The sequence below is a fragment of the Azospirillum sp. genome (genome assembly GCF_035628975.1).
GTDB lineage: Bacteria > Pseudomonadota > Alphaproteobacteria > Azospirillales > Azospirillaceae > Azospirillum.
The window spans coordinates 33208-56109 of record NZ_DASPIS010000126.1; the positions used below are offsets into that span (position 1 = coordinate 33208).

The following is a 22902-nucleotide window of genomic DNA, read 5'->3' on the forward strand; positions in this document are numbered from 1 at the left end:
AAGCAGGGCCGCGGCAGAAAGGAAAAACTTGTGCATGAGGGTCCTGAAGATCGCCGTCAGCGGAAGCGCGGTTGCTTGCGACGATGGCGAACATAGCCGACAGCCATCATTGGTATTTAAGACAAAACAGTGTTCAAATTACTAACAAATCCTCTAAATGTGTCATCTGTATTAGGGGGTTGTGATGTTGTGCACGTTTAGCGCTTCACTGTTCTGCAAATGATGCTGATCAGGAGCGTGCGCCTCAGGGCTCCAATTCAGTAGAGAAGAGAAGTCGGAGTGTTGCACAACCGCGCCTTCGGCCGGCAGGCCCAGACCGGACGCCAGAAGTGCGGTGAAGCTCGTCCCCCCGGAAGCATCGGGTGTCGCATTTGCTGTGGTCTGCGGCTGGACGAGGTTCTGCGCGGCGGAGGCTGCCTTTACGTCGAATGCGACGCCGGCCACCATGTGGGTACTGCCGTCGGCCATCGTCATGCTGGTGGTGCCCAGGATCCGGTTGCCGGCTAGCAGGGACTCGCTGGGGGTCGAACCGGTGGCGATGGACTGGAGGCCCGCTTCGGAAAGCCCGCGCAATTCCCCGGTCTGACTGATCCCGTCGCCGTTGGCGTCCTGCCAGACCTTCAGAGTGGCGAAGGTCTCGTCGTTGGCATCCAGGCGTCCGTCGTGATTGCGGTCGAGGGAGGCCAGCGCCTCCAGGCTGGTGTTGAAGCCGCCGCCGAACTGCTCCGACACCAGTTCCCGCGCGTCGTCGATCTGTCCGTTCCGGTTCTCGTCGCGGACGAGCAATGCGTTGCCCGACCCGATCCAGCCGGTCCGGTCGGCCACACCGTCGCCGGTCACGTCGAAATGCACGCCATCGGACAGGGCACGCAGGGCCAGCCCGTCACCGGTCATGTCCAGCACGATGGGATCGCTGGCGACGGTGGTCAGCCTGACATTGTCGACGCGCAGAATCGGGTTGACGCTGTTGTCGCTGGTGTCGGATGTGCCGAAGCCCAGCGACAGCGTGCCGTTGGCCGGGATCACCACGCTGAAGGTGCCGCTGGCGCTGTTGTCTTTGGCCAGCAGGGTCACCACCCCGTTGACGCTGACGAAGGCGAAATCGTGATAGCCGGGGTCGGAGAAGATGAAGGACCAGTCGAAGGTCAGCGTCGTGTCCTGCGTAACCGTCACCGTGCTGGCGAGTTTCATCGCGTGGCCGAGGGACGGCACGGTTCCGGTCGCAGCGGCGATGGAGCCGTGGGACAGGCCGAGGAAATTCTCCAACTCCGCCGGAGTCCGGCCGGCGGCGGAGGTGATGGTTCCTTCACGGCCATCGCCGGTCGTGCCGACGGTGGTCCCGCCGGTGTAGGTCCAGCCGGTCAGCCCATCGTCGAAGGATCCATTGGGGATCAGCACGCCCGGATGCAGCGTCACGCTGTCCGTCGCCGTGGAGAAGGCGCTGCCGACGCCGGTGTCTATCGCGACCTTGCTGCCCGCGGTTCCGCTGGTCTGGTCCCAGGCGTGGATGGTCAGGGCGCCGTGGACGGTGGCCGGCACCGATGCGTTCGGCTGGAAATACAGGCGGTCGGTCGAGCGCAGCAGCAGGGCGGAATCGCTGTCGTTGACCGTGCCGACCAGGTTCCAGGTCGTGCCGCCGTCGGTCGAGAACCACCAGCGGCCATAAGTCTCGTTGGCGCCGACCAGGGCGATGCCGGTCAGGGCGCCGGCATCGCCGTCGGTGACGTTCGCCGGGCCGGTTCCATTCAGCCCGACCAGCGCTGACACGGCGATGCCCGCGGTTCCGGCGCCGGGCGTCGCAAGGGCCGCAGCGGTGACGGAGAGGGAAAGATCGGTGTCGGCCAGCACCGGCGAGGCGTTCGGCGGCGCCACGGTGACGGCGACCGAGGTGCCGGCGGTCAGCGGTCCGCCCGCCCCGCCGCCGCCCAGATCGTCGACCAGCACATGGATGGTGTCGGCGCCGGTGTAGGAGGTGGCGGTGTAGAGAAGCCCGTTGGCGGCGCCGAGCAGGCCGTTGATGGTGGCGAGCGTCGCCCGGATGGTGACGGTGTCGGTTCCGTTGCCGGTGATGACGGCGTCCGCGCTGCCATCCGCCAGCGTCAGCGTCAGCGTTCCGTGCCCTGCGGTCAGCGTGACGAGCATCGACGTGGAGCCGGCGTCGATGTCCGAAATCGACAGTCCGGTGACCGCCACGGCCACGCCCTTCACCGTGCTCAGCGACGCGGTGCCGGCGGTGACCTGCGGCGCATCGTTCACTGCGGTGACGCTTCCGGTCAGCGCGATGGTTTCCGCACTGTAGGCGCTGCTGCCGCCCACATGGTTCGTCAGGTCTACCCTGCCGCCGGTGAGGACCGGAGTGCCGCCCTCTTCAACCAGACGGACGGTCAACGCAGGGGTGGTGCCGTTCCAGTCGGCCGCCGGTACGAAGCGCAGGCGGTCGGCGGCGGCGACAACCAGGGCTGACCCTTCCGACACCGCACCCACAGCCGCCCAGCCGGAGCCGGTCCAATATTGCCAAACGCCCTGCGCGGCGGTCACCGCATTGCCGACGATGGCGACCCCGGCAAAGCCGTTGGCCATCGATCCTCCCGCGACCATGTCGGCCGCGTCGGAGAAAAGGCCGCCGAACAGGTTGGTGACGGTGGCTCCTGCCGGATCGGCGGTGTCCTCCGCGATGGTCGGCAGGGTTGCCGTCGTCCCGGTGGCGACGGGGGCGTCGTTGACGGCCTCTATGGTGCCGGCCAGCGCGATGGTGCCGGCACTGAAACGGCTGGTTCCGCCGCCCGTGGTCACGGTGACACGCTCGCCGCTGGCGAAGGTGCCTTGCGAATCATCCACCAGCCTTACGGTCAGGGCCGGCGTCGTGCCGTTCCAGTCGCCAGCAGGCAGGAAGCGCAAGGCGGTGCCGGCCGCCAGCAGCAGCCCGTTGCCGTCGCTCGCCGCGCCGATGTCGGTCCAGGCGGTTCCGGTCCAGTATTGCCAGGAGCCCTGGGCCGCCGTGGCGGCGTTGCCGATCACCAGCACTCCGGCGAAGGCATTCGCCGCCGATCCGTCGGCCACCGCGTCGGTCGGGTCGGAGAACAGCCCGCCGAACAGGGTGGAGATGGTCGCCCCGGCGGGATCGGCGGTGTCTTCCAACCTGTTCGGCAGGGTTGCCGTCGTCCCGGTGGCGACCGGGGCGTCGTTGACGGCGGTCACCTGGCTGTCGAGCAGGATGGCGGACACGCTGTAGGGCGTCGTTCCACCGAGGCCGAGGCTCTTCAGATCGACACGGCCGCCGCTGACGATGGCACCTTGGGAATCGTCGACCAGCCGCACCATCAGGCTGGGAGGCTTGCCGTTCCAGTTGGCGACGGGAAGGAAGCGCAGCATGGTGTCGGCGGAAAGCAGCAGTGCGTTGCCGTCCGACGCCGCGCCGACCGCGACCCAGCCGTTTCCATTCCAATACTGCCACTCTCCCTGGGCGGCGTTGCCGGGGTTGGCGACCACGGCAACGCCGGCGAAGCCGTTACCGGTTTGGCCGAAAACCGCGTCGCTCGGATCGGAAAACAGCCTGCCGAACAGCGAGAGGATGCTGGCGCCGGCCGGGTTGGCGGTGTCCTCCGCCACGGCATCGAGGATCGCTTGTACGCCTGTCGCCACCGGAGCGCCGTTGACGGGGGTGATCTCCAGGGAAAGCTGCGCGACCTCCGACGACAGCGGTGTCGTGCCTCCCGTGCCGGCGATCGCGAACAAGCGGTGCTCGGCGCCGCTGAAGCCGCCGGTCCAATCATTCCCCACCGCCCGAAGGTCCAGGGCGGGAGCCTGTCCGGAGGCACCTGCAGCGGGCAGGAAGCGGAGGAGGGCATTGCCCGGCAGCACGAGCGCCGCCGTTTCGGCCACCGATCCCACCGCCAGCCAGGTGCTGCCGTCGACGCTGTACTGCCAGACGCCGAGCGCCGAGCCGTTGTTGGCTACGACGGCGACGCCGACCACGCTGCTGCCCGTCTCGCCTGGGCGGAACATCATTTCGATCAGGTGGAAGACGGCGAATCCGGCGGGAGCAGCCGTTCCCTCGGCTATTGCCAGTGCCTTCGCCAGGGCCGCCGCGTCGAAGGCGGACGACAGGGTGGGCGCGACGGTATGATATTCGGTCGGAAGGCTGGGGGAAGGCGTCGGCGTGTTGGTCGGCGAACTGGTGCCTCCGGTGTCAGGCGCCACGTTCTCAAGGGTGCGAACCGCCGCCTGGACTGCGCGCTGCTGGCTTTGCGCGGCAACGGCGAAGGCGTCGGTTGTGCTCAGTGCCTTGGTGGCCGACGGTGCCGAAACCGCTGGCCGTGCATCCGGGGACGTGGCGGCTTGGGTGGAGGTGTCGCCTGCTGTTTCCTTGTCCGCCGCGCCGCCCTGATCGAAGCTGATGGTCTTGAGCGCAGCCTCGCCCATCGTCGCCTGTTTTGCGGGCGGGGAAGAGGAGGTGTCCGGAGCCGGGGGTGCCCCTTCGGCCGACGCTTCGGCCGCTTGCTTGTCGCCTGCGTTCTCCTTGACATCGCCCTTGGCTTCACCTTTTTCGTCGGCCTCGCCGTTCTCCTTCGCGCCCTTTTCCGTCTCCCCGTCTTCCTTGCCGTCCGTCGCTTGGCCGTCCTTTGCTTGGCCATCTTTCGCTTGAGCATCCGCCACCTGTTCGGCGGCCTTGCCGTCCGCGCTTTCGCTTTGCTGTGCGGACTCCTCGGCGGCGGCCTTGTCCGGATTGGCGAGGTCGGCCATCGCCTTGTCCTGCGGCGACACCGGGACTTCGCTGGAGTCGGCGTTCTGCTGGACGGTATCGGCGGCCAGACGGGCTGCCGCCAGGGCCTGCCCGGCCGGCCGCCCCTCCGCCAAGGCCTGTCCCAGGGCGGCGCTGAATGCGGCGCTGCCTCCGCCGAGGGCCTGGACGGCTTGCTGGACATTCTGCCCGCTGGCGAGCGCCGTGACGAGCGGGTCGGCCTTGACGCCTTTCATCGTCTCGGCCGATAGGGCGGACACGACGGCGACATCCTGCCTTGCCGCGCCCAATGCCCCGGCCGGCTCATGGCCGGTCGATAGTGCGCCTGTCAGCGCCTGCCCGAAACCGCTGGATGCGTTCGCGTCGATGCCGGCGGCCGCGGCGAAGGATTTGACGGTCTCGGCCACGTTGCGACCGGATGCAAGCGACGCCACCAGTGCGTCGGTCGGCTTCGGCGGTACGGCGGCGGCATTCTGGCTGGCCGTCATGTCCGATTGCGCCCTGACCGACGCGCCGAGCGCTGCATCGGGCGCTCCGCCGCGGGCCAGCGCATCATTCAGAACACTCGCAAAGGCCGGACCGCCCATTGCATGGCGGGCCTCCGCGCCGCCGGATGCCAGCGTGGCGAGCAGATGATTGCCTTCGGACTGCGCAACCGCGGCGGCGTGGGTCAGGATCTCGCTGCGGGTGCTCAGTTCCTGGGCCACGGTCACCGCGGCGCTGGACTCCGCGCCGCTGGACAGCGCCCGTTCCAGCGTATCGGCGAAGTGGCTGTCCTGATCGCTTCCTAATGCCTTGACGGCGTCCCGGACGCCTGTGCCGGAGGCGAGCGCATTGGTCAGTTGGTCCACCGGCGAGAGCGGGGCGGCTGGAGAAGGCATCTGCGCTGTCGGCGCGTGCAAGGCCTGTGACAGCGCGGCAATCGGGTCCGCCGTCCCCACCGGTCGGGCGAGCGGGTCCATCACGCCGTTGAACAGGGCGGCGGACAGGTTGGCCGCCGCGTCCGGGGTGGACAGTGACTGCGCGTCCATACCCTGACCTTGCGCCAATGCCGTCGCCATCCGCTGCTCGCCGGTCAGGGATGCGGCGTCCTGTGTGGCCTGGGCCATGCGCGCGGCGGCACCCGCGGCGATCCGGTTCGCTTGAAGGATGGCAGCGTCCGGCGTGGCATGCACGCCCAGTCCGTTGGCGAAATCCTGCATCCAGCCTTCCGCCAGCGTACCGGCGGCGTTTCCAGGCAAGCCTTGGCTGCTCAAGGCTGCCGCAATCTTCTCCTGCACTGACAGCAGCGCTTCCGGCTTGCCACCCAGCAGCACCCCCGCCGCTTCCAAAGCGAGCGCCTCAGGGATGGTCAGGGGCGGTTCGGACATGGTGTCGGCCTTCAGAGGGTCTGTCATCACGGTCCTTTCGCCGGTGCAGAAATTGCTAGCGGCAACTAGCAATAAAACCGTGATTTGCTGAAAAAAATCTGAACGCCGCTGAGTATGCGGGCGGGTCCATCAACAATTCTGCGTCAAAACCACAAGATTATTAGGACTTTTATTTCAGAGAAAATTGATATTCAAAAACTTGTATAGGCTTGAACTGATACCAGCGCATGACAGGCCAGCTTTTCGCTATCGTCCTAGGGTCTAGACGCATAACCAGTAGGCGACCGTTGCAGCGATGTAGACGGCGGCCATGAAGTTGGTGGCGGAGCGGTCATAGCGGGTGGCGATGCGCAGGAAGTCCTTGAGGCGTCCGAACATACGCTTGATGACATTGCAGTTCCGGTAGAGATAGGGCGAGAAGCAGTTTTTCCAGTGCTTGTTGGCGCGTGGCGGAATGTTGGGCGCGGCCCCGGCCTCTTCGATCTTCCAGCGGATGGCGGCACTGTCGTAGCCCTTGTCGCCGTGCAGGAGATCAGTGGCGGGCATCTGGTCGAGCAGACGGTCGGCGGCGGTGCAGTCGGTAACCTGACCGCCGGTCAGCAGGTCAGCAGGTCAGCAGGTCAGCAGGAAGGCGAGCGGCCGACCGCGCGGATCGCTCAGAGCGTGAATTTCGGTGGTTCGTCCGCTACGGGACCGCCCGATGGCCTGGGCACGCTCCCCCCTTTGCCGCCGCTTGCCGAACGATTGGCGCGCACCGCCGTGGAGTCGATCATCACCTGGGCCGGTGGGCCACCCGCCGCCGCCAAGGCATGGAAGATGTCTTCCCACTGAACCGCGCCGGGTTTCCCGGAGGCCATTTGTGTTGGGTCACGCCGCCATGGCGACGTCCTCGGTTTGGGCATAATAGCGTGCTTCGGCCTCGGCGGGAGGACTGTTGCCGATGGGTTCGAGCAAGCGCCGATTGTTGAACCAGTCCACCCACTCCAAGGTGGCGAACTCGACGGCCTCCAGGGTGCGCCACGGCCCGCGACGCCGGATCACTTCGGTCTTGTAGAGGCCGTTGATCGTCTCGGCCAAGGCATTGTCGTACGAATCGCCGACGCTGCCGACGGAAGGCTCGACGCCGGCGTCTGTGAGGCGCTCAGTGTACTTGATCGCCACGTACTGGAACCCGCGGTCGCTGTGATGGATGAGGCCGCTGCCCTTGGCTGGCCGGCGCTCGTGGAGTGCCTGCTCCAGTGCGTCCAGCACCAAGTCGGCGTGGGCAGTGCGCGAGACCCGCCAGCCCACGATGCGGCGCGCGAAAGCATCGATGACGAAGGCCACGTAGACGAAGCCCTGCCTGCCACCCACAAGGCGTTCGGACGCGGCGCCTGGAATTGCCGGTTCACCCGGTCAGCAGGGCACGACGCCGCCCGGTCGCTGATCGTGGTGCGCACCGCCTTGCCACGCGTCGCCCCCTTCAGGCCCATCTGCTTCATCAGTCGGGCTACCGTGCAGCGCGCCACATCGATGCCCTCTCGCCGCAACTGCCGCCAAACTTTCCTCACCCCATAGACCTGGAAATTCGCATCCCAGACCCGTCGGATAGCAACACTCAGTTCCGCGTCACTTCGCGAGCGGGCCGGCGCCTTGGACGGATCGGCCCGCCGGGCGGCATGGGCGCGGTAGGTCGACGGGGCGATCGGCAGCACTTTGCAGATCGGCTCGACCCCGTAGACGGCGCGGTGCGCGTCGATGAAGGCGATCATTTCCGAAACGGGCGGTCGAGCTCCGCCTGGGCGAAATATGCCGATGCCTTGCGTAGGATCTCGTTGGCTTGGCGCAGTTCCCGGTTCTCGCGCTCCAACGCCTTGATCCGCTCCTGCTCGTCCGTCGTCGGCCCCGGCCGCTTGCCCTGGGCACGCTCGGCCTGCCGGACCCAGCCCCGCAACGTCTCCGCCGTGCAGCCGATCTTTCCCGCGATCGAGCTGATCGCCGCCCACTGCGACGCGTACTCGCCTTCGTGTTCGAACACCATCCGAACCGCGCGCTCGCGGACTTCAGGGGCGTATTTGGGTGATGCCTGTTTCGTCATGATGACCCCATCCTCTCAAGAAACGGGGCCTCCGACAAACCCGGAGCGGTTCAGTGGCGAGGTCGACCGCCACCGGCTTGGCGCCGCCGGAAATGGGGGCCGTGAAGCCGGTGGCTCCGGTGTCGAGGAGCCACAGACGGTTGGCACCGTCGGCGACGACGCTTTGGACGGTGATCAGGTGGTTGGCGGCATCCACGGCATCAGCCCGGTTCATGGCGGCATCGGGGTAGGCGACAGGATTGCCACCCTTCAATTCCGCCACCGTGAATGGGCTGTTGTCGCCCCACTGCGGGTAGTTGACGAAGATCCGACCATTCGGCGCCACGGTGACACCGGTCGGCATGGCGCCGGTCAGATTGGCGACGACCTCGATCTTCTGTTGTGCTTGGGCGACGGCGGGAAGGAGTGCGGTGAGGGTGATAGCCATCGTGCCGAAGGCTAGGGCGAAGAGTGTCGGTTTCATAGGTTGTCTTTCCTGTGGCGCGGGGTGATCGGGGGCGCTTCAAGCGGCCGCGGCGACGGATGCCTGCCGCAGTTGGTCGTCGAGCGCGCTGACCCGCCGATTTCCCAAAGGCAGGGCCGCCAGGGCGGCGAGTGCGGCCGGGACGATCGGATGGCCATGGGCGCCGAGTATTTCCTCCACTTCGCGGGCGGCTGCGTCGTGGAAGCCGAGATCGATGTGACCAACACGGAGTGTGCGGGACGCCGCCCAGCTGGCTTGCCCGACTATTCCCATCAAGAGACTGGCGATCTTGTGAAAACTCCCTGCGGATTTGAACGAAAGCCGGATGCCGCGAACTGATCGGTATCGAAACTGTGCAGTGTTCAAATCAGCGGCGCCCTGTCCAAGACGATCCTGACCTGGATGGGCAGCATCGCCGCCATGGTTCCTGAAGACGGACCATGACGATCCGTTCGCCTTTGGGAACGGAACCGGCGGAGTTTCCCCGCGCCGCCGGCTGATCGTGCAGGACAGGGCTCTCTCCCCCGGAGCCCTGTCCGCCCCGCGATCCCTTGCAAATTCTCAAGTCGTCCAGCCCATGGCCCTGTCGCAAAAGGAGGTTCGCGTGAACCGACAAGCTGAACCGGCCGGAACGGCGCCGCTGCCCGGCATCGTGACGGCGCTTGGCGAGAAGCCGGCTTTCCGCCCCGGAGACGCCGTTCGCATCCTCACCCGAAGCCCCATCGGCCATTACCGGGTGCCTACCTACCTGCGCGGCAAGACCGGCACGGTCGAAGCCGTCATCGAACCCGCCGCCATCGACAACGAGCAGGAAGCCTACGGCCGCAATGCCGGCGCCAAGCGACACTATTACCGGGTCGCCATCCCGCTGACCGACGTCTGGCCCGACTATGCCGGTCCGGAAAAGGACGGCCTGCGCATCGAGATTTACGAAACCTGGCTGGAAAGGGCCTGACCCGATGACCGACCCAGATCACGGCCACCATCACGGCCATCAGCATGAGCATACCCATCTGCATGCCCCTGTCGGGCAGGAAAGCCCGCCCGGCTACTACGAGATCATGGAAACGGCGGTGCGCGAACTGCTGGTCGAACGCGGGATGATTGGTCCCGACGAAATCCGACGGCAGATCGAGGTTCTGGATTCCCGCAACCCGGCGCTGGGGGCGAAGGTCGTCGCCCGTGCCTGGGTGGATGCGGAGTTCCGCCGCCGCCTCCTCGCCGATGGCCGGGCAGCGTGCGAGGAGATGGGCATCAGCTTCTATGACGACACCCGGCTGATCGTGCTGGAGAACACCACGACGGTGCACAACCTGATCGTCTGTACCCTGTGCTCCTGCTACCCTCGCCCTGTGCTGGGGCTGCCGCCGGATTGGTACAAGCTGAAGGCCTACCGTGCCCGCGCGGTGGTGGAGCCACGGGCGGTGCTGGCCGAATTCGGGACCGTCATTCCTGAAGACGTCGAAATCCGCGTCAGCGATTCCACCGCCATGGTCCGCTATCTCGTCCTGCCGCGTCGGCCGGACGGAACGGACGACATGGATGAAGAAAGTCTGGCGGCGCTGGTGACCAGGGACGCCATGATCGGCGTGGTCCCGGTGGCTGCTCCCACGGGGAGGACGGTGCAATGAGCGGTGGCGAACAGCTGGTCAGGCGTCTGCCCAACGACATCGGCGGCCTGTCCGCCGGACCGATCGAGCGGGTCGAGCATGAGCTGGAGCCGTGGGAAAAGCGCTGCCACGCGCTGGCCGACGTGCTCGACTTCCGCAAGATCATCAACACCGAAGAGAAGCGCCGCGGTGTCGAGGCGCTGGGGTCGGAGATGGTCGGCGCGCTCGGCTATTACGAGCGTTGGATCGTCGCCTTCTCCAACATCCTCTTCCAGAAGGGGTTGCTGACGCCGGAGGATCTGGCCCGCAAGATGGACGAGGTCGCGGCGCGCCACCCCGTTCCGCCGACCGTTCCGCAGTCATGAGCGCGGTCCGCTCCGCCGATCCCACGACCTGCTTCGTCGAGCGCAATCCGCGGCTTGCGCTGGCCCGCCGCGCGGCGGTCGAGGGGATCGGCACGCTTCTGCTGATGCTGATGGTGGCGGGAGCGGGGGACGCCGCGCTGAATCCGGGGGGATTGGCCGGAAGCGGCCCGCTGCCCGGCGCGCTGGCGACCGCCGGAAGCCTGGTTGGCCTGATCCTGGCCTTTGGCGCGGTGTCCGGCGGGCATTTCAACCCGCTGATTACCGTGTTGCAATGGATGGCGGGCGAAAGGCGGCTGGACTGCACCATCGCCTATGTCGCGGCGCAGAGCGCGGGTGCGGTAGCGGGGGCGATGCTGGCCGACGCGCTGTTCGGCATCCCGCCCCGGGACGCGGCAGCCGTACCGCTCGGGATGCTGGTGCCGAGCGAAGCGGTGGCGACGGCCGGCCTGATGATCGTCGTGTTCGGCTGCAGCCGCAGCGGCCGGGCGCAGACCGGTCCCTTCGCCGTCGGCGCGTGGCTGGCCGCGGCCATCCTGGCGACACCGTCGGGGTCCTATGCCAACCCGGCGGTCACGCTCGGGGCACTGTTCACCGGCGGGCCGGTGGGGCTGCCGGGAGGATCGGCGCTGCTCTATGTCGTGGCGCAGTCGGCGGGGGCGCTGGTCGCCTTTCTGGCGATTTCGGTCGCCTATCCGAAACCCTCTTCAACGACCGGCGGCACAGTCCCCAATACCGTCAAAGGAGAAGCGTCATGATCCCGCTTCCGGCACCCGCTGCCGTCTTCGGGCAACCCGGTCTGAAGGCACGTCTCGCCCTGGTATCTGTGGCCGTTCTGCTGCTGAACGGCGGCGGCTGGCTTGGCGCCTTCCTGTCCTTCGGCGGCGATCCGGCGTTGTTCGCCATGGCGCTGCTGGTCTACGGGCTTGGCATGCGCCATGGGCTGGATGCCGATCACATCGCCGCCATCGACAATGTCACGCGCAAGCTGATGCAGGAGGGAGAGCGCCCGGTCGCAGTCGGCTTCTTCTTCGCGCTCGGCCATTCGGCGCTGGTTGTGCTGGTGGCCGCGGCGGTCGGCGCCACCGCCGGCTCGCTGGAGCTGTTCCGCGGCGTGCAGGAGGTCGGCGGATATCTGGGCACCGGCATCTCGGCGCTGTTCCTGCTGACCATGGCGCTGCTCAACATCCTGGTGTTCCGTTCGGTCTATCGCGCCTATCGCACATTGCGTGCCGGCGGTTCTCCGGATCAGGCGGAACTGGACCGTATGGTGGGCGGGCAAGGGCTGCTGGCAAGGCTTCTCCGTCCGCTGTTTGGGCTGATCGGCCGGAGCTGGCACATGGCTCCGCTCGGCGTGCTGTTCGGCCTGGGCTTCGACACGGCGACGGAGATCGCGATGTTCGGGCTGTCAGCCGCGCAGGCGGTCAACGGGCTGCCCTTCGCGACGATCCTGGTCTTTCCCCTGCTGTTCGCCGCCGGCATGCTGCTGGTCGATACCGCCGACGGCCTGCTGATGCTGGGGGCCTATCGCTGGGCGACCGCCCGTCCCGCCCGCAGGCTGCGCTACAACATGGGCGTCACGCTGCTGTCCGCCCTTCTCGCCGGCTTCATCGGCGGAACCGAGATGCTGGGCCTGATCGGCGAGCATTTCGGCTTCGACGGCGGGCTTTGGAGCCTCCTGGGCCTGCTGAAGGACGGGTCCGACCGCCTGGGCTTCCTGATCGTCGTCCTGTTCGCCGTCGCCTGGGCGGTCGCCCTCGGCCTGCACAGGTCGCGTGCGGCGTCGGCGGTCCTGAAAGGCGATGCCTGAGCACGCTCGTCCGTCATCCTTTCCTCAAGATTTCATCCCCTGCAAAGAAGGAGTTCACCATGGCCACCCGGATTCCGGCCGCCTATGCCGACCCCGCTTCCCCTGCGCTTCCGAAGGGCGAAATGGTCCTCGACCTTGCCCGAACCGCTCTCGTCATCACCGACCCGCAGATCGATTTCCTCAGCCCGCATGGCGCGGCCTGGGGGGCCTTCGGCGAGAGCATCACCGAGCACGGCACCGTCGGCAACATCGGCCGGCTGCTGGTCGCCGCCAAGAGCGCCGGAATCCCGGTGGTGATTTCGCCGCACTATTATTACCCGCACGACCATGACTGGGACCATGCCGCGCCCGGAGAGGTGCTGATGCACAAGCTGCGCATGTTCGACCGCCGCGACCCGCTGTCGCTTGATGGCTTCGCCGGGTCGGGCGCCGACTGGATGCCCGAATACCACGACCTCATCCAGGATGGGCGGACCATCGTCTGCTCGCCCCACAAGATCGCCGGCCCGCAGACCAACGACGTGCTGTTCCAACTGCGCAAGAAGCAGGTGGATCAGGTCATCCTGGCGGGCATGGCCGCCAATTTCTGTGTGGAATCGCATCTGCGCGATTTCGTCGAGCATGGCTTCGAGGTCGCCGTTGTGCGCGACGCCACCGCCGCCAGCAAATTGCCGGAGGGCGACGGCTATCTCGCGGCCCTGATCAATTTCCGCTGGCTCGCCAATGCCCTTTGGAGCACCGACGAGACGGTCGAGCGGCTGGGCGTGTCCGGCGCCGTCGATGACGGCGGCCAGCGCGGCTGAAGCTCGATCGATCCCGCCGCAATGGCTCCGCCGAGCCGATGGACCATCCAGCGGCTGCTGGCGGCGCCATCGCAACGGGCGGTTGCGCCACCGGCTCAGGTCACGTTCGCATTCAGGGGCGGGATGGGTTGAGGCGCGGCACCAGCAGCCGGTGGAGCCCCGCCACCCCGGCATAGAGCACGAGCCCCAGCAAACAGAGCTGCAGGACGATGGCGAACATCTGTGCGGTTTCGTAGGAATTGATCCGGCTGACCAGCAGGTATCCCAGCCCGTAGCTTCCGGATATGAATTCCGCCACGACGGTGCCGACGAGGGCCAGGACGATGCCCACCTCCAGGCCGGTGACGATGAAGGGCAGGGCATAGGGAAGCTCCAGGCGGCGGAGCAGCTGGAAGCGGCTGGCGTCGAAGGAGGTCATCACGTCGCGCAACCCGTCCGGCACCGACCGGATGCCGAGCAGCGTGTTCATCATGATCGGGTAGAAGGGCAGGATGGCGGAGGTGAGGATCTTCGGGCCCAGGCCGAATCCCATCCACACCACGAACAGCGGGATCAGCGCCACCTTCGGAAGAACCTGGAAGGCGACGATGAAGGGCTTCGCCAAGCGCTCCAGCGTCGGCGACAGCGAGAGCAGGATGCCCGCGGCCACACCCAGGACGGTCGCCAGGAGGAAGCCGGCCAGGGAGCCGGCGAAGGTCATGGCCGTATGGCTCCAGGCCCGTCCGCTGAGTATCAGCGCCACCCACTCCTCCAGCACCGGCAGCGGGGCGGGCAGGATGAAGGGGGAGACGTCCCAGGCGGTGACGATTCCGTGCCAGGCCAGCAGCCCGGCCGCCAGCAGGCACGGCGTGACCAGCCACGGCAGCCAGACCGCATCGCGCAACCGGACCTTCTTCATGGCTGCCCCATCAGTTCGGCCAATCGTTCGTGCAGATCGCGCACCATCCGCTGGAATTCCGGCGAATAGGTGAGATCGCGGGTGCGCGGCCTCGGAAAAGGCACGTCGATCACACTGTTGATGCTCCCCGGTCCCGGCGAGAACAGGATGATCCGGTCGGCCAGGAAGGCCGCCTCCACCATTGAATGCGTTACCAGGACGATGGTCTTGCGGGTCGCGAGCCAAAGCGACTGAAGCTCCATGTTCAGGGCCTCGCGGGAAATCGCGTCGAGCGCCGCGAAGGGCTCGTCCATCAGCAGCACATCGGGATCGTAGGACAGGGCTCGCGCAATGGCCACCCGCTGGCGCATGCCGCCGGAAATCTCGTGAGGCATGCGGGTGCCGATGTCGGCCGCGCCCACCAGCGCCAGCATCGCCCGCGCGGCGGACAGCCGATCCGCGCGCGGCAGCCGCCCACGCAAATCCAGCGGCAGCCGCACATTCTCCTCCACCGTCAGCCAGGGGAACAGGGACGATTCCTGGAAAACGAGCCCCAGTCGGGACCGGAGGTCCTTCCGGCAGCGGCCCTTGTCCCACAGGGGGCTTCCGGCAATGCTGATGGTTCCGGAGGTCGGTTCCAGCAGCCCGCCGATCATGCGCAGCAGGGTGGTCTTGCCGCAGCCCGACGGCCCGAGGAACACGACGAACTCGCCGTCGGCGATCGACAGGCTGCTGGGCAGGAGCGCCGTCGCCGTTCCGTCGCCGACATCGAAGGTCTTGCCGATCTCCGTCAAGGCGATCATGGCCGGCCGCCCGCTGCTGCCGCCGAGCCCGGTCACAGCGCGTCGATGAACCGGTTGGTGTAAAGATCCTCCTGCTTCATGTCGGGCGGTGCGAACCCGCAGGAAACTATGAGGTCGTAGGCGCTCTGCCAGCGCACCGGCACGTTGCGCAGAAGGTTCTCCCGGCCGTCCGCCAGCAGGAAGGCGATGTTCTCCTTGTAAATGGCGGCGGCAAGCTCCGGATTCCGGGCTTCGGCCATGTCGTAGCGCTCCATGGCCTTCAGTGCATCGGCGATGGCGACCTTGCCGTCGATCAGGTCGAGCAGTGCCGTGCGGACGGCGCGAAGGTAGCGCTGGATCAACGGCTGATACCGTTCGATCACGTCCCGTTTGCCGGAGTAGCAGAAGCCCGGTGTCGGGGCGACCGTGTCCGTGTTCCATAGGTGAACGGGCTGGCCGCTCTTCCGCAATGCGACCGCGATGCCGGCGGTCACGAGATAGGCGTCCATCCGGCCCTGGCGGATCAGATCGACCCCGGCCGGCGAGTTGCCCACGACCACCCGCTGGACGCCGGTGCGATCCACGCCGCGGGCGGTCAGCATGATGTCGAGCAGCGTTTCCGTGGTGCCGCCGACCGATTGGATGCCGATGGTCCGGTTCGCCATGTCCTGCGGCCCGGTCACCGGCTTGTCCTGCAAGCTCACCACGAACCAGGGAGAGGTCTGCTGTACCGTGCCGATGGCGACGAGATCACGGCCTGCCGGCTGGCCGCTCGCCCGGATGTGATCGACGGCCCCGATGCGGGCGATCGTTGCGTTTCCACCCATGACCTGCTGCAGCGCCACGGAGGAGCCGCGGCCTTCCTCGATACCGACCCGCAGTCCTTCCCGTTCGAAGTATCCGGCGGCCTGCGTGAACAGGACATCGATGAAGGCCAGGATGAACTGGTTGGGCAGCACGATGGACAGGGCGTCCTGGGCCTGCGCACCCAGCGGCCTTACCGAGGCCAGGAACATGCCCGCCGCGGAGGCAGCCAGCACAGTCCGTCGATTCACCGTCATGGTCGATTCCATCAATCAAATCAAAGGCAGCGCGCCTGCCGCATCTCCGTCGGGATCCCATTGGCGCTTGCATACAAAAGGATATTGCGGAGCTTCCGCCTGATTGCCAAGCTCCTTCGGAAGCAGGGGGGACCATGGCGCCGATGCGCGTAAAGGGGCAGTGGCCTTTACAACGCTTTACTCGCTTACGGGCCGCCGCCCGGCCACACTCTCCTCAGAACAACTTAGACAGGAGCAGGGGCCATGGCTCACCTTTCCGCCCATGACGCCGGTGCGCCGTCGATATCGCCGCACCAGACTTGGTCCGAGGCCGAAGCATTCGCGATGCAGCCGCACGCATTCGGCGAGTTGGAGATCAACACCTACGTCTCCTACGTCAGGACCCTCGTCAATGCCGTCACCTCCATCCGGATGGCGTCGGACGCCCGGCGGCGCTGGACGGAGCGCAATGGGGCTGCCTGCCCCGATGCGGAGAAGATGTCCCGGCTGATCGAGGCAGAGATGGACCGCGCCGACGACATGGCTCACCGCATCGTCGAACTGGTGGCGTCCGTGCGCGCGGCGTCCGCTCCGCAGCCGCCTTCCAAGCGCGCCAATGCCGCTCCGGTCTCTGCCTTCCGCTCCGCCCCGGGGCTGAGGACGGTGCAAAGCGACAGGCAGGTCCGGGTCCGGCATGGCTGAGCTTGGCAGGGCGGAAATGATTTGGCCTGCGTTCGACGTGATTGAAGCTCCAGCGTTCGGCCGCGCTGCGATGCGGATTTGATCCGGTGGAAGGTGCCGGAATGGAAAAGCTGTTTCTCCCGATAAACATCGGTGCGCTCGATCTCGCCCATCGCGTCGTCATATCGGCGGCGACCGATCACAGGCGGATCGGCGAGCGCCGCGCGGCGGCCGATTGCGGCGCCTGCGTCCGGCATGTCTCGCCCGGTGGGTTGGTCATCACGCCTCCTGTCGCAGTTTCCGCAGCGGCGTCGTCGGCCCCCGTGTCGGATGGGTTCGACACGCCCGGGACGGCTGATGCCTGGGCTACGGCGATCAGCCTGGCCCATGCCAGGAAAGCCAAGGTGGTGGCGCGGTTGTGCCACCCGGGAGATGCCCCTCTTCGGGCCGCCACCCTGCCAGGCACCGGCATCGACGAGGTCATCGCGGATTTCCGCCGCGCGGCGGAGCGGGCCAGGCACCTCGGGTTCGATGGCGTGGAACTCGATGCGGCCGACGGCTCGCTTCCCGACCAGTTCCTTCAGGACGGGGTGAACCGGCGGACGGACCGGTATGGCGGCTCCATCCAGAACCGGTTGAACTTCCTCTGCGAGCTTGTCGATGCGGTAACCGGCGTCTGGACGGCGGAGCGGGTCGGTGTCCGCCTGTCGCCGTTCGGCCAATTCCGCGGCATGTCGGATTCGGATCCCCTCACGCTGTTCACCATGCTTCTGACGACGTTGGCCGGGCAGGAGCTTCCCTTCGTACACCTTGTCCGCACCGCTGCGGATGGGGCTCCGCTCGGCCATCTGCCTTATGAGGATCGCAGCGCCGCCGCCCGGATTCGTGCGGCCTTTCCCTCGGCGATCATCGTCTCCGGTAACTTCACCCGGCGGCGCGCGGTGGAGCTGGTGAGAAGCCGCTGGGCCGACGCCATCGGGGTTGAAGCCGGCATGGTGGAGGATGGCGCCGAGGGTCGTTGATGGCCGGTGCGCAAGCGTCCTGCTGCGCCGCCCCATGCCACGTTATGATGCGTTGACCTATGGTAAAGCATACGTATGATGATGAGGTCTAATGTATGCTTAGCGTTGGGAAATGACGCTTTCTCTTGCCCTCGATGACCTGATGAAGACGGAGCCGCGCCGGAGGTTGTGTCACCGCTTTGCTGTTGGCGGGGCGGTGGGCGCGACCTTTGGCTGACACGTCTGTTTCCCGCCGTTCCGTCGTTTCCCAGCCGCCGGCCGTGACAGGTCCCGCCATGGAGCAGAACGAGGTCGGCTTCGGACCCTTCCGATTTTCCCCGATGCGAGGGCTGCTGAAGAACGGCGTTGCCGTCAAGGTGGGGAGCCGGCCCCTTGCCATCCTCGCCCTGCTCCTGGAGCAGGCCGGAGCGGTCGTCAGCAACCGCGACATCATGGCCCGCGTCTGGCCCGGCTTGTTCGTCGAGGAGGCGAACATCCGCGTCCATATCGGCTCCTTGCGGAAGCTGCTGGGCAAGAACGACCTCGGCACCGACTATATCGAGAACATCCCGGCACAGGGCTACCGGTTCGTCGGGACCATCCGGACGCCCTTCCCGCAGGGGAACGCGGAAGGGGCCGTCTTGCAGCCGTCCGCACCGCCTGCGGACCTTTCGACCCTCTTGCCCCGCAACATCGACCGGCTGATCGGGCGCGACGGGACGATCGACGACATCGTGCGGAAGTTGGCGGAGAAGAGCTTCGTCACCATCACCGGCGTGGGGGGAATCGGAAAGACGAGCGTCGCCATCGAAGTGGCGCAGGTTTCGGCGAGCAGCCACCGGGACGGCATCCATTTCGTGGATCTGAGCACCCTGTCGGACCCGACTCTGGTGTGCCCGACCATCGCCCAGGTGATGAAGCTGCCCGGTGGCCGCAAAGGTGCCCTGGACGGGTTCCTCGGGGCGGTCAAGGGGTTGGATGCCCTGCTGATCCTCGACAACTGCGAGCATCTGATCGAGGAGGTCGCCATCGTCGTCGAGGGCATCCTGGCGACGGCTCTAGAAATCGACATTCTGGTGACCAGCCGCGAGATCCTGCGCGCGCAGGGCGAGTGGGTTTACCGCCTGCCGCCCTTGCCCGTTCCGCCCGGGCGGGAACACATGTTGACCGCCGAGCAGGCGCTGACCTACCCGGCGGTGGAGCTGTTCGTCGAGCGGGTGTCGTCCGGCGACAGCATGTTCCGCCTGTCGGATGCGGACGCGCCGGTCGCCGCGGAGCTGTGTCGCCACCTGGACGGTGTTCCGCTCGCGCTGGAACTGGCGGCGGCCCGGGTGCCCCTGCTGGGCATCCATGGCCTGGCTGCGAGCCTGGACCGGGCCTTCGACGTTCTGCGCGGCGGCCGCCGCACCGCGCTGCCCCGTCACCAGACCCTTCGGGCCACGCTGGAGTGGAGCCACCGCCTGCTGGACGAGCGCGAACGCATTGTCCTGCGCCGTCTTTCGGTCATCCGCGGGTCTTTCACCGGCGACCTTGCCATCGGCGTCGCGGCCTTCGGCGCGATTTTCGAGGAGGACGTCGTCGAGGGACTATCGGAGCTGTCGAAGAAGTCGCTGCTGTCCGTCGAGCACCGGCAGCAGAGCGTGCAGTTCCGCCTGCTCGAGACCACGCGCCAATATGCGGCGGAACGGCTCCAGGAAAGCGGCGAGTCTGACGTGGTCTGCCGCAATCTGGCGCGGTATCTGTGCCGGATGCTGGCGGGTTCGCAGTCGACGAACACGGTGGCCTGGACCGTCGTGTACGGGACCCGGGTGGACGATGTTCGCAGCGCGCTGGAATGGTCGCTGTCGCCTGCTGGCGATTTGGCGACCGCCGTCGACCTGACCGTCGCGTCGGCCCCGATGTGGTTCCAGCTGTCGCTGACCGATGAATTCCGCCGGCATGCCGAGACGGTGCTGCAGTCGGTCCGGCGGCAACCGGAACCGGACTTGCAGTCCGAAATGTCGATCACGGCGCATCTGGGCCCGGCACTGTGGAATTCGCTCGGCCCGGCGCCGGAGGTCGAGGCCGTGCTCTTGCGCGGGCTTGAGCTTTCGCAGCAGCTCGGCAATGTCGGATACCAGCGCCGCGCCCTGTGGGGGCTGTGGCTCTACCATCTGGCCCTCGAAAAAGACCAGGAAGCGCTGGAGGCGGCGCAGCGCTTCGGGGAACTCCTGGGAACGCCCGCCGATCCAGGTGCGGAGTCCATGCATCAGCGCATGATGGCGCTCGGCCTCCTCACGGTGGGCGAGTTCGACCGTGCGCGCGGCTTCGCCGAACGGTGCCTGGGTGCCCCTGCCCCGACCACCGGATCGAGCCTGCGGGGCTACCAGTTCGAACAGCGGATCGTCTCCCACACGCATTTGGCGCGCATAAACTGGATCCAGGGCCATCCGGACCGGGCGCGGGAGGCCATGCTTGAGGCGGTGGAGCAAGCGCTGGCGTCGGGCCATGTGCTCTCCCTGTGCTTCGCCTTGTCGCTCGGTGCCTGCCCGGTGGCCTTCTGGTGCGGGGACTACGACCTTACGGCGCGCTACGCCAACCTGCTGGTCGAAAAGACCAACGAAGGCTCCTTGTTCGTCTGGCGCACCTATGGGCTGTGTTATCAGCTGGCGCTGGAGGCGCGACAGGGGCAGGAGGACCGGCTCGCGTCGCTGCGCCGGTCTGCGCAATTCGCCGAGGTGTACCGGAACAAGCGCATCCGGATGCTCGCCACCGTCGCTCCGCGCCTGATCCCGCCGGCCGTCCTGGAAGAAGCGAGCGACGGCGCGACCAACTGGGCGACGGCTGAACTGCTCCGCCTGAAATCGGAGAATGCCGGCGAAGCGGAGACGGCGGAGAGGCTGCTGCGGCAATCGATGGAGATCGCCCGCCAACAAGGGGCCCGGTCCTGGAGCCTGCGGACGGCGATGAGCATGGCCAGGCAGTCCATGGGGACGGGACGTCACCAGGATGCCGCTTCGACCCTCTCGTCCATCTACGGCACCTTCGCCGAGGGGCACGATACCCCCGACCTGTTGGAAGCCGCGGCACTTCTGGACAGGCTGTAGACGCTCTTCCGTCCCGGGAAGCCATCCGGCCGGTCATCGATACCTGAGTATGGGTTCCCGCACACCCGGGCCTCCGGCACTGTCGCCGTCAAGGTGACCTGAGCAGGAGATCGACATGGATATGGCTGCTTCCCAGACCTTGCGCCGTCTTCCGGCGTTGGCAGCCCCGGCGTCCGTCGGCCAGGCGGGGGATGACGGAGACAGGCTTACGGCTGCCGCCGATTGGCTGTTGCGGGTGGCGAACGACATGCTGGCGCCGGATCGGCAGTCGGTGGAGCATTGCCTGTCGCTGGCCCTCGCCCGGTTGCAGCGCGACGGCGGCGAGCATCGTCCTGACCGTGGCGCGTCTGACGATGCCGGCCAGAAGACCGGACTGGCGAAGGCCGGATTGGCGAAGTCCGGATTGGCGGCCTGGCAGATGCGGCGGGTTACCGCCCATATCGACGCCCATCTCGCCAGTTCCATCCGCAACCGGGATCTGGCGGCGGCGGCCAAGCTCAGCTGCGGCTATTTCTGTCAGGCCTTCAAGGACAGCTTCGGCTGCCCGCCGCATGCCTACATCGTGCGCCGGCGGGTGGAACGGGCGAAGGAACTGTTGGAAACCACGGCCACGCCCCTGTCGCAGATCGCGCTCGACTGCGGATTCTCGGACCAGTCGCATTTCTCGCGCATCTTCCGCCGCATCGCCGGTGAAGCGCCCCGGTTGTGGCGGCACAAGCACCGGATCGACGGGGGCGCTGAAGAACAGTGAAGGAGTTCGGCGTCTCCAGAAGCCCGGCGGAGGGAGGGCGGCGGCGGCCCGATGGCCCGTCTCCGCCGCCTTCGGATCAGCCGTGCGCGGCGTAGGCGTCCATCACGCGGGTGGAATAGACCAGCGCCGCCCCGGCGTTCAGCGCGACGGCGACGCCCAGCGCCTCTGCAATCTCCTCCTGGGTGGCGCCGTGCTTGATCGCCGCTTCGGTATGGACGGCGATACAGCCGTCGCAGCGGACGCTGACGGCGACCGCCAGCGCGATCAGTTCCCGCACCTTGGCGCCCAGGAGGTCCTTCTTCTGGCCGGCGGCGCTGAGCCCGGCATAGCCCTTCACCGTGTCGGGGCTGAGCTTGGCGATCTCGCCGACGCCGGTGAGGACCTGCTGACGGTATTCGTTCCAGTTGAGCATCATGGTCGTGTCTCCTGAGGGTTCCGGTCCCGCTGCCGCAGGTGCCGGTCGGTGGGGCCACGCTACGTCCCGGTGCAGGCGCGATATAGAAGGATGCGCCCGTCTTTGGGACGCCGTTCCGGGCGCCTCACCCGACCCTTTCGATGGCGATGGCCGTGGCTTCTCCGCCGCCGATGCACAGCGACGCGACACCCCGGGTCAACCCGCGCGCGGCCAGCGCGTGCAGCAGAGTCACGATCAGCCGTGCCCCGGTGGCACCGATCGGATGGCCGAGCGCACAGGCACCGCCATTGACGTTCAGGCGGTCGGGTGCGATGCCCAGGTCTCGCCGGGCCGCCATGGCGACGACGGCGAAGGCTTCGTTGATCTCGAACAGGTCGACATCGCCCACCGACCAGCCGACCTTGTCCAGCAATTTGCGGATCGCCGGGATCGGGGCGGTGGTGAACCAGGCCGGATCCTGGCTGTGGGTGGCATGGCCGCGGATTTCCGCCAGGATCGGCAGTCCGGCCCCCTCGGCAACCGACCGCCGGGTCAGCACCAGCGCGGCGGCACCATCGGCATTGGCGGACGAGCTGGCGGCGGTGATCGTTCCATCGCGGCGGAAGGCTGGCTTCAGCGCCGGGATCTTGTCGGGGGAGACCTTCAGCGGGTTCTCGTCCTGTCCGACCAGCCGCTCCCCGCCCTTGGCCGGGACGGCGACCGGCACGATCTCGGCAGCGAAGGCGCCGCTCTCCACCGCCTTGCGGGCGCGGGTCAGCGTCTCTGCCGCATAGGCGTCCTGTTCGGCGCGGGTGAATCCGTAGGCATCGGCCGTCGCCTCGCCGAAATCACCCATGGCGCGTCCGCCCTCATAGGCATCCTCCAGCCCGTCCAGCATCATGTGGTCCAGCAACCGGTCGTGGCCGATGCGGTAGCCGCCGCGCGCCTTCGCCAGCAGATAGGGGGCGTTGGTCATCGACTCCATGCCGCCGGCCACCACGATGTCGGCCGATCCGGCACGGATCAGGTCATGGGCCAGCATGGTGGCCTTCAT

General features: G+C 67.1%; 18 protein-coding genes, 2 pseudogenes and 1 other annotated feature. Of the genes and pseudogenes, 10 read left to right on the forward strand and 10 right to left on the reverse strand.

Translation table 11 applies throughout. The features are described 5' to 3' along the window. Positions 1-171: 171 nt before the first annotated feature. The 5 genes and pseudogenes from VD964_RS26865 to VD964_RS26885 all read right to left on the reverse strand — a co-directional run bounded on the left by VD964_RS26865 (position 172) and on the right by VD964_RS26885 (position 9017). A complete protein-coding gene (locus VD964_RS26865) occupies positions 172-6138 on the reverse strand; it encodes a hypothetical protein (protein WP_324871522.1) in 5967 nt (1988 codons plus the stop codon). A 234-nt stretch (positions 6139-6372) separates the two neighbouring features. Next, a pseudogene (locus tag VD964_RS26870) lies at positions 6373-6938 on the reverse strand (IS5 family transposase); the annotation flags it as partial. Positions 6939-6978: 40 nt separating this feature from the next. Beyond that, a pseudogene (locus VD964_RS26875) lies at positions 6979-8188 on the reverse strand (IS3 family transposase). Next, positions 7788-7904: a sequence feature (AL1L pseudoknot), on the reverse strand. It overlaps the preceding pseudogene by 117 nt. Next, positions 8154-8651 carry a hypothetical protein gene (locus VD964_RS26880; RefSeq protein WP_324871523.1) on the reverse strand — a complete coding sequence of 166 codons (498 nt, stop codon included), beginning with the start codon at positions 8649-8651 and terminating at the stop codon, positions 8154-8156. Before VD964_RS26880 ends, VD964_RS26875 begins: the two are co-directional and overlap by 35 nt. A gap of 39 nt (positions 8652-8690) precedes the next feature. Then, a complete protein-coding gene (locus VD964_RS26885) occupies positions 8691-9017 on the reverse strand; it encodes a hypothetical protein (RefSeq protein WP_324871524.1) in 327 nt (108 codons plus the stop codon). 238 nt (positions 9018-9255) lie between these two features. Here VD964_RS26885 and VD964_RS26890 point away from each other — a divergent pair, with 238 nt between their 5' ends. From VD964_RS26890 to VD964_RS26915, 6 genes are read left to right on the forward strand one after another with little or no spacing between them, the layout of a single operon-like run. Continuing rightward, the gene (locus VD964_RS26890) at positions 9256-9606 is read left to right on the forward strand and encodes an SH3-like domain-containing protein (RefSeq protein ID WP_324871525.1); all 351 of its coding nucleotides are present in this window, start codon (positions 9256-9258) and stop codon (positions 9604-9606) included. 4 nt (positions 9607-9610) lie between these two features. Continuing rightward, complete coding sequence (nthA, locus tag VD964_RS26895; protein WP_324871526.1) at positions 9611-10282, forward strand: nitrile hydratase subunit alpha; 672 nt, start codon at positions 9611-9613, stop codon at positions 10280-10282. Continuing rightward, a complete protein-coding gene (locus VD964_RS26900) occupies positions 10279-10626 on the forward strand; it encodes a hypothetical protein (RefSeq protein WP_324871527.1) in 348 nt (115 codons plus the stop codon). Before nthA ends, VD964_RS26900 begins: the two co-directional genes overlap by 4 nt. Next, entirely contained in the window at positions 10623-11381 is a 759-nt protein-coding gene (locus VD964_RS26905) for an aquaporin (RefSeq protein ID WP_324871528.1), read from the forward strand. Before VD964_RS26900 ends, VD964_RS26905 begins: the two co-directional genes overlap by 4 nt. Then, positions 11378-12433 (forward strand): HoxN/HupN/NixA family nickel/cobalt transporter, encoded by a 1056-nt coding sequence (locus tag VD964_RS26910; RefSeq protein ID WP_324871529.1) that lies wholly within the window; start codon positions 11378-11380, stop codon positions 12431-12433. The genes VD964_RS26905 and VD964_RS26910 overlap by 4 nt, the downstream gene beginning before the upstream one ends. A 59-nt stretch (positions 12434-12492) precedes the next feature. After that, positions 12493-13236, forward strand: a complete 744-nt coding sequence (locus tag VD964_RS26915; protein WP_324871530.1) for a cysteine hydrolase — start codon at positions 12493-12495, stop codon at positions 13234-13236. A 112-nt stretch (positions 13237-13348) separates the two neighbouring features. Here the strand turns inward: VD964_RS26915 and VD964_RS26920 are convergent, their stop codons facing one another. Genes VD964_RS26920 through VD964_RS26930 form a run of 3 tightly spaced genes read right to left on the reverse strand, consistent with a single transcriptional unit; the run spans position 13349 to position 15956 of the window. Continuing rightward, a complete protein-coding gene (locus VD964_RS26920) occupies positions 13349-14134 on the reverse strand; it encodes an ABC transporter permease (RefSeq protein WP_324871531.1) in 786 nt (261 codons plus the stop codon). Next, on the reverse strand, positions 14131-14916 hold the full coding sequence (locus VD964_RS26925) for an ABC transporter ATP-binding protein (protein ID WP_324871532.1): 786 nt from the start codon (positions 14914-14916) through the stop codon (positions 14131-14133). The genes VD964_RS26920 and VD964_RS26925 overlap by 4 nt, the downstream gene beginning before the upstream one ends. A gap of 32 nt (positions 14917-14948) precedes the next feature. Then, complete coding sequence (locus VD964_RS26930) at positions 14949-15956, reverse strand: ABC transporter substrate-binding protein (protein WP_324871533.1); 1008 nt, start codon at positions 15954-15956, stop codon at positions 14949-14951. A gap of 243 nt (positions 15957-16199) precedes the next feature. On the opposite strand from VD964_RS26930, the gene VD964_RS26935 reads away from it, so the two are divergent. From VD964_RS26935 to VD964_RS26950, 4 genes are all read left to right on the forward strand, one after another. Further along, positions 16200-16637, forward strand: a complete 438-nt coding sequence (locus VD964_RS26935; protein WP_324871534.1) for a hypothetical protein — start codon at positions 16200-16202, stop codon at positions 16635-16637. A gap of 101 nt (positions 16638-16738) precedes the next feature. Next, entirely contained in the window at positions 16739-17638 is a 900-nt protein-coding gene (locus VD964_RS26940) for a hypothetical protein (RefSeq protein WP_324871535.1), read from the forward strand. A gap of 275 nt (positions 17639-17913) precedes the next feature. Further along, positions 17914-20703 carry an ATP-binding protein gene (locus VD964_RS26945; protein WP_324871536.1) on the forward strand — a complete coding sequence of 930 codons (2790 nt, stop codon included), beginning with the start codon at positions 17914-17916 and terminating at the stop codon, positions 20701-20703. A gap of 115 nt (positions 20704-20818) precedes the next feature. Then, positions 20819-21454: an AraC family transcriptional regulator gene (locus VD964_RS26950; RefSeq protein ID WP_324871537.1), complete on the forward strand. Its 636-nt coding sequence runs from the start codon at positions 20819-20821 to the stop codon at positions 21452-21454. A gap of 76 nt (positions 21455-21530) precedes the next feature. Here the strand turns inward: VD964_RS26950 and VD964_RS26955 are convergent, their stop codons facing one another. Both VD964_RS26955 and VD964_RS26960 read right to left on the reverse strand, forming a co-directional pair. Beyond that, positions 21531-21869 (reverse strand): carboxymuconolactone decarboxylase family protein, encoded by a 339-nt coding sequence (locus VD964_RS26955; protein WP_349255962.1) that lies wholly within the window; start codon positions 21867-21869, stop codon positions 21531-21533. A gap of 124 nt (positions 21870-21993) precedes the next feature. Continuing rightward, on the reverse strand, positions 21994-22902 hold a 909-nt coding region (locus VD964_RS26960; RefSeq protein ID WP_324871538.1), incomplete at its 5' end, for an acetyl-CoA C-acyltransferase.